Origin of the sequence: Psychrobacter pacificensis (assembly GCF_900101915.1) — a bacterium.
GTDB classification, from domain to species: Bacteria; Pseudomonadota; Gammaproteobacteria; order Pseudomonadales; family Moraxellaceae; genus Psychrobacter; species Psychrobacter pacificensis.
In genome coordinates this window covers 1-6,104 of record NZ_FNAL01000042.1, presented here as the reverse complement: position 1 = coordinate 6,104, position 6,104 = coordinate 1, and the positions used below count along the sequence as shown (strand labels likewise).

The following is a 6,104-nucleotide window of genomic DNA, read 5'->3' as shown; positions in this document are numbered from 1 at the left end:
GAGACTTTATTTGCTTGTCTAAAGGGCCGTGGCTTTAATCTTGAAGATACCCACTTAACCCATCTTGATCGGGTCAGTAAATTAGTCGCAGTGAACGCCTTAGCATTTTGTTGGGCTTATCATGTCGGTATTTATAAAGACAAAGATAAGCCGTTAAAGCGCAAGTTAAAGTCAAACGCTCGACCTCAAGCCAGTTTGTTTGCGCTTGGCCTGGATGTGTTGATTGAGGGCCTTCACTTGGTGTTCTTTAACAATGATAAGACTGTATTTCGACAGTTAGTTAGCTTTTTAACCCCTAAACCTATGAAAATCGGGTGGGGATGATTTTTTTGTCGTGTGCAGAGATTTATTTTAATCAAAACCAGGGTTGTTGGCTTTAGTAAACATAAACCCTCAGCGCCAATATACGGTCTCTGATTGACGTCATATTATTGTTGTTTTAGCGGCGTGCATGACCAACGTAGCTACTGTATGATGGACAAAACGTTATCTTGCCATTATTTACATAATGCAGGATAACCCAAGGCATGGTTATTTCATACTGACTTTGTACAATTTTGTGGCTGCGCGCTGATATCGTGGCAGGCTCTATATACATGTATATGAATCAAATCATGTTATGATAGCAAGCAAAACAAATCATAAAACAAACAAAAGTCAATTAGTAAAAATGCTATCGACTACTCGTTTATCAAGCTTGCTATCATCATCCCTGTTTTCCATCTTTTGCATTTTTAGACCACTGTTATTTGTCTAAGAATGCTTTTGCCCTTGCTACTTTATAGTGTATATATCATCTCAAGCTCATGTTGCGATTCATGATGGCTATCAATGTGATGACCCAGATATAATCAGTAATGATAACAATTGATCATAAACGAACGGTAGCGACTATCTTATAGCAGCTATGGATAGATATAAAATATGACAAGATTACAAAAGGATTAATTTATGGATACCGCCCTATTGCTATCCGGCGTGGTTGGGATTGGCATTGCCGCCCAATGGCTGGCTTGGTATTTGAAGCAACCGTCCATTTTATTTTTATTGCTCATTGGCATTATCATCGGACCAGTCCTGGGGGTGTTTGACCCTGATTTGGTATTAGGTGAGCTGATGTTCCCCTTTATCTCTTTGGGCGTGGCAATTATTCTATTTGAGGGCTCGCTAACGCTAGAGTTTGATGAGATCAAGCAGCATGGTACTGTGGTGCAAATGCTGGTCTCGATTGGTGTACTCATCACCATCGCTATCGTGGCGCTGTCGACTTATTTGCTATTCGATGTCGACCCATTGATTGCACTCCTGTTTGGTGCGCTGGTCTGCGTGACCGGTCCGACGGTCATTATGCCGCTGTTGCGTAGCGTACGCCCCAATAAAACCATCTCTAATATCCTAAAATGGGAAGGCATTATCATTGATCCAATCGGCGCAATTGCCGTGGTATTGGTCTATGAATATATCATCTCAGGCGGTGAAGCCAGTAGTATCTTGCTATTTGCCAAAATTGTCGTATTGGCAACGGCACTTGGTATGGCAGGCGCTTGGTTACTGGCGTTCCTCATGCGGCGCCATATGGTTCCTGAGTTTTTGCGCAATGTTTTTACCCTTGCATTCGTCTTGGTCTTGTTTTCGGTATCAAATCACTTGGAGCATGAATCAGGATTATTGACTGTGACCGTACTGGGTGTGGCTTTGGCAAACTGGCCAAAATTCCCACGCGAGACGATTCTAGAGTTCAATGAGTCTTTAACCGTTCTACTGATCTCTGTGCTATTTATTATTTTGGCCGCTCGTGTAGAGCTGGCAAGTTTATTGAGCGTAGGATTTGTAGGTCTGGTGCTCCTTGCTATTGTCATGTTTGTGGCGCGTCCATTATCAGTATGGGCGTCCTCCATCGGCTCCAACCTCAAAACCAATGAAAAGCTGATGATCAGCTGGATTGGCCCTCGCGGTATCGTCGCTGCTGCTATCTCATCCCTGTTTGCGATTCGTTTGCAAGAGTATGATATTCAAGGCGTTGAGCTGCTTGTACCATTGGTATTTATGGTCATCATCGGTACGGTAATGATTCAGGGTCTGGGCGCAAAGATGGTCGGCAACTTGCTGGGCGTACGTGAGCCTGAGACCAACGGTATTCTTATCGTCGGTTCAAACCCGATTGCCCTACTCATCGCTACCTCTCTTAAAGAGCAAGGCTTCGATGTCATCGTCGCGCATAATAACTATACCAATATCGCGCGCGCACGCATGAGTGGATTGCGTACTTATTTTGGCAACCCAATCTCTGATCACGCTGATCACCATCTTGATCTGATTGGTATTGGGCGTTTGTTTGCCATGAGTATGGACAAAGAGATGAATACCTTGTCTGAGATTCATTATCGTCATGAATTTGGCGAGCGTAAGCTATACCGTCTCAAGTTCAGTGATGAAAAAGTCAAAAGTGAGCGCGACGATAAACAGTCAAACTTCCATTCACAGTGGCTGTTTGGCAAAGATGTGACATATACCAAGCTTGCTAGTATGCTGTCCAAAAAAGCCCGCATCAAAATCACCAACATTACTGACAGCTATAGCTTTGAGCAGTATAAAGCGGATAACAAGCAGTTTGTGCCACTATATACCATAGACAAAGAAGGCAAGCTGCACGTCATCACTGATAAGTTCGAAGGTACGGTGCCTCGCGATCGCAAGCTTATCTCCTTAGTTGTGGATGATGAAGTACAGCCAAAACCAGTGGACGTAACACCAAAACAAGAGCAAGCGCGTATGGTCGCCGATGCCAACTTTGAGTCCAGCTCAAAAGCGCCTGAAAAGCGTAAAGAAAAAGAGCTGGGCAGCGATAACCTACAAAAACCAGCGCCAGAGGCACCAACTAATACGGCTCAAAATACTGAGCAAAGCGTCGCCAGTGCCCCTAATGCGAACAGCGCCATAGATAAGTCCAATACTGCGACAGTCGCGGCCGATGATAAGGCAGTAGCACCAAAAACAGAGGCTACCAACACAGCGAACACAGGTGTGATGACAGCAAACTCGACCGCGACCTCAAAGACTAAGCCGTCTAGTAATAGTAATGCCAATGGTAATGGCAACGCGCCTAAAAATAAAAAAGGAGCGCTTGATCCCAATCGTCTCCCTGACTCTGGTCAAGACAGTGCTACTCATTCGACTGCCAAAGCTGACACCGACGCTTCTGGCGCGGTTGGGAAAGAAGCCAAACAGAGTGAGCTGAATGACAAAAATAGTGATAAATAAACTCTATCGTTATTTAACCGCTAACGTCATAATTGGTTAAATAACAAACTGTCATCAATAAAAAGCCCCAGCGACATGCTGGGGCTTTTTATTTTTATCATATCTGCTTGATTATTAAATCTACTTACAAGATAAACATGCTCACTCAAATATGATTATTCAACATCAAATCTGTCTACGACTGCCTGCCATATTCGCGCGCTCACCTCATCAGTACTGCCTGACGCATCGATACGCTGGATACGTTCAGGATGCGAGCTTGCAAGTTGACTAAAACCGGTATGTACCCAAGTAAAAAACGCCATTGCCTGCTGCTCAAAGCGATCTGCTGCGCTGCGCTTATTGGCGCGTGCCATGCCCTCTGCTACAGGTAAATCAAGCCATAAAGTCAGCTCAGGCAACTGCGTCACAAACTGCTCGATCAGCGTCTCAATTTTGGTCAGCATCGCTTTATCGCCATGTCCGCGTCCAAAACCCTGATACGCAATAGTAGAGTCCGTAAACCTGTCACAAATAACCCATGTGCCACGTTGTAGCGCAGGCAGGATGACTTGCTGCATATGATCACAGCGTGCTGCAAATAATAATAAAAGCTCTGTATCATCCTCAATTTCAGTTGCAGGATCTAGCAATATATCGCGCAGTCGCTCAGCAAACGGACTACCACCCGGCTCGCGCGTACGAAGGTAGTGAATACCGTTTTTCTCTAGTTGCAAGCATAGCTGTTCAATCGCCGTGGTTTTCCCGACGCCTTCCGTTCCTTCAAAACTAATAAACCGCCCTGCAATAGGTGCGGTCGTCGTTTGTGAAGCATTTGATTCCGGTAGCGTGGACGATGCTGTACTCGTTTGTGCGGATGGCGCGTTGGTCTGTATAGATACTGACATGATATGACCTTATGTCATCGGTGAGCGCTATCGTTAGATTATAGCGCTCAATAAACGATACGTTTTATAAGAGATAAAGAAGTGCTTTATTGCGGCGGTGTTTGAGATTTTTTCTCGCGCATGACGCTCAGATAGTCTTTTACCGCTTGGTTGTGCTCAGCCAAGCTATTGGTAAATTTGTGTCCGCCGTTACCAGTTGCCACAAAGTAAAGGGCGTCGCTATCGGCAGGATGCAAGGTGGCTTCGATAGACGCAGCAGATGGCAGCGCGATTGGCGTTGGCGGTAAGCCATCAATCTGATAGGTATTATAAGACGTTTTTTCATCGATGTCTTTGCGGCGGATATTACCATCATAACGGCTACCCATACCATAAATGATGGTCGGATCGGTCTGCATACGCATGTTTTTAACCAAGCGATTTCTAAACACGGCAGAGACTAGCGGACGCTCTTCTGGTACGCTGGTTTCTTTTTCGATGATAGATGCCATTACTAGTGCTTCGTAAGGGCTATTATAAGGTAGGTCAGGCGCACGGTTTTCCCACGCATCAGTCAGCGCTTTTTGCTGGCTTTTATATAGGTCCGTGAGCACTTTTTTATCGCTCGTCCCTTCACCATAATAATAGGTATCGGGCGCAAACCACCCTTCAAGATTATGATTGACGATAGGATCACTACTGTTGGTCACGTTATCTGGCAATATACCAGCCAAATCTAACGCTTGTGCAATGCTGGCATTATCACTGTCTGCGGTCAGCACTTCTTTTTCGATATTGTCATTATCACGCAGCGCTTGATAGAGGTCTTTTGAGGTTTTGCCTTCGATGATTTGCACCTTTACCATAGCTGCTTTTGCGCCCTGCTCTAATATTTGCAATGCCTCAGCAATGGTTGGATTTTCCGGCAATTGATAAATGCCTGCATGCAAAGGCGCATCGACTTGCGACTTAATATATAGCTTGGCTACGCTGGCCGAAAATAGCGGAATTTGATTTTGCCACTGCGGCAATAGGCCATAATACGTCTGACCTTGCTCAATCGTGACCATTTGCTGCGGCTGCTCGATACGACCAAACAAGGTCTGATACACCATGACTAAGAAAAATGCAGCAATGAGCCCTAGCACCAGCAATACTTGATAACCGCGCTGCATAAAAAATGAGGGATTGTTGACTTTATATTGACGCGGTTTGCTGTTGCCACTGATCAGTGAGACATTGGTCGCTGGCGTGTCTTGCACCCTATCTACCACTGGTTGCGCGTCCGGTAGCGTGGTGTCTACACGCTCCTCGACTGTGCCATCTTGCTTATTCGATGGCGACTTATTGGGACGTTCAGGTGGTGTATTGGGTGTGGGCTTGCTCATGGCAACTCGCGAGGCAGATGTTTGCTAGAATTTAGCACTGAACCGTGCGATTTTCAATGGTATTTGCTTAGCTTATGCATTAACTTGGTCTATACACTGATTTATATGGCTCAACATTCCCACCTTTTACTGGTATTTTTATCACTGTCCATCGATGCTGACACTCTATTATGAATCTATATTTTGACCAAAGACTCGCCAAAAACTATCACTCTAAATCACAGATTATTCGTGTTCTCAGTGAAACATGGGTAACAGAAAATGGTTACTGTCCTTAGATTAACACATGAAGTGCAATACCAAATGCAAGGTGAAAAAAAGACCTAGATGCGCTAGCATCAAAGTTTTTATCCACCGACCAAAGTGAGATTGCAACCATGAGCTATACACATCTAAGCCTAGGTGAACGATACCAGATTTATGCCCTTAAAGGGGCAAAACATAGTATTAATTTTATAGCGAGGGTGTTAAACAGAAGTCCCAGTACCATATCAAGAGAGCTTAGGCGTAATAAAAGCCTACGAGGTTACCGAGCAAAGCATGCTAATAACAAGGCTTGTGACAGACGGGCTAACAACGCCACAACTAT

Annotated in this window: 5 protein-coding genes and 1 pseudogene; 4 read left to right on the top strand and 2 right to left on the bottom strand. The window is 44.8% G+C overall.

Going from position 1 to position 6,104, the window contains the following annotated elements; all coding sequences use genetic code 11:
• Together BLR43_RS13680 and BLR43_RS13120 are read left to right on the top strand one after the other, a co-directional pair.
• Positions 1 to 324, top strand: a pseudogene (locus BLR43_RS13680) (IS4-like element ISAba33 family transposase); the annotation flags it as partial.
• Between the two features lie 627 nt (positions 325 to 951).
• Complete coding sequence (locus tag BLR43_RS13120; protein ID WP_227674195.1) at positions 952 to 3,261, top strand: cation:proton antiporter domain-containing protein; 2,310 nt, start codon at positions 952 to 954, stop codon at positions 3,259 to 3,261.
• 155 nt (positions 3,262 to 3,416) lie between these two features.
• Here the strand turns inward: BLR43_RS13120 and tmk are convergent, their stop codons facing one another.
• On the bottom strand, positions 3,417 to 4,049 hold the full coding sequence (gene tmk, locus BLR43_RS13115; protein WP_227674224.1) for a dTMP kinase: 633 nt from the start codon (positions 4,047 to 4,049) through the stop codon (positions 3,417 to 3,419).
• 185 nt (positions 4,050 to 4,234) lie between these two features.
• Positions 4,235 to 5,515 (bottom strand): endolytic transglycosylase MltG, encoded by a 1,281-nt coding sequence (gene mltG, locus BLR43_RS13110; RefSeq protein WP_093071433.1) that lies wholly within the window; start codon positions 5,513 to 5,515, stop codon positions 4,235 to 4,237.
• A gap of 170 nt (positions 5,516 to 5,685) precedes the next feature.
• On the opposite strand from mltG, the gene BLR43_RS13960 reads away from it, so the two are divergent.
• Together BLR43_RS13960 and BLR43_RS14090 are read left to right on the top strand one after the other, a co-directional pair.
• Positions 5,686 to 5,793 carry a DpnI domain-containing protein gene (locus BLR43_RS13960; protein WP_093071432.1) on the top strand — a complete coding sequence of 36 codons (108 nt, stop codon included), beginning with the start codon at positions 5,686 to 5,688 and terminating at the stop codon, positions 5,791 to 5,793.
• 99 nt (positions 5,794 to 5,892) lie between these two features.
• Positions 5,893 to 6,104, top strand: a 212-nt coding sequence (locus BLR43_RS14090; RefSeq protein ID WP_143007459.1) for a helix-turn-helix domain-containing protein, incomplete at its 3' end; no start/stop codon positions are given.